At 69.0% G+C, this 748-nt stretch carries 1 protein-coding gene and 1 pseudogene; both read left to right on the forward strand.

The genetic code is table 11. The annotated features are described in order from the left end of the window. The coding region (locus tag LL239_RS17525; RefSeq protein ID WP_228164605.1) for a hypothetical protein at positions 1–276 on the forward strand (276 nt) is incomplete at its 5' end. Between the two features lies 1 nt (position 277). After that, positions 278–748: pseudogene (locus tag LL239_RS17530) on the forward strand (hypothetical protein); the annotation flags it as partial.

Below are 748 nucleotides of genomic sequence, written 5' to 3' on the forward strand. Positions count from 1 at the left end.
CCCGCCCCGGTCGTGCACGGCCTCGACGGAAAGACGTACACGAAGCCGAACCTGCGCGCCGTGACGCTGACCGCGATCACCGACGACGCCCGCGCCGCCGGCGTCGCCCTCCGCAAAGCGATCGAACGACTCGACCGCATCCGCAACGACGAACGCTTCCCCGGATACCGCGAACAGATCCTCGCGGACATGACCGAGCACCTCGGGTACGCCCGCGACGTGCTGACCGACTACGGCGTCGAGAACCTCCTCGCCGACCCCTCGAAGGAGAACTGACATGGCGAAGACGATCACGCTCCTGCTCGACGCGGGGCAACTCCGGTGGGCACTGCGCGGCGCTTTGGCGGCCGCATCGACCGACGACATCAACCCCGTGCTGTGCGCGGTGAACTGGATCGTCGAGGGCAGGCACGTTCACCTCATCGCGACAGACCGTTTCCGCGTGCACGAGACCCTCGTGCCGAGACCGGAGGGTGCCGAGGCGGGCGAGTTCATCATGGACCGCCGTCAGGCTGCCTGGATTCTCGCGAACGCCCACCGTCCGGCTCGGATCTTCCCGCGGCAGCAGATCCGCGTGACATGGACCGAGGGCACCGCGACGAAGGCGGGTCGCATCACGGTCGAGATCATCGCGTCCGACGCCGCCGACGCCCCGACCTTCCGATACGACGCCGACGCCGTGCGCGGCAACTTCCCGCCCGTCCACCGCCTGTTCAAGCCTGCCGCGACCGACGCGGAGAAGGAGCCG

The sequence above is a fragment of the Microbacterium testaceum genome, from assembly GCF_020781835.1.
Taxonomy (GTDB): Bacteria; Actinomycetota; Actinomycetes; order Actinomycetales; family Microbacteriaceae; genus Microbacterium; species Microbacterium testaceum_H.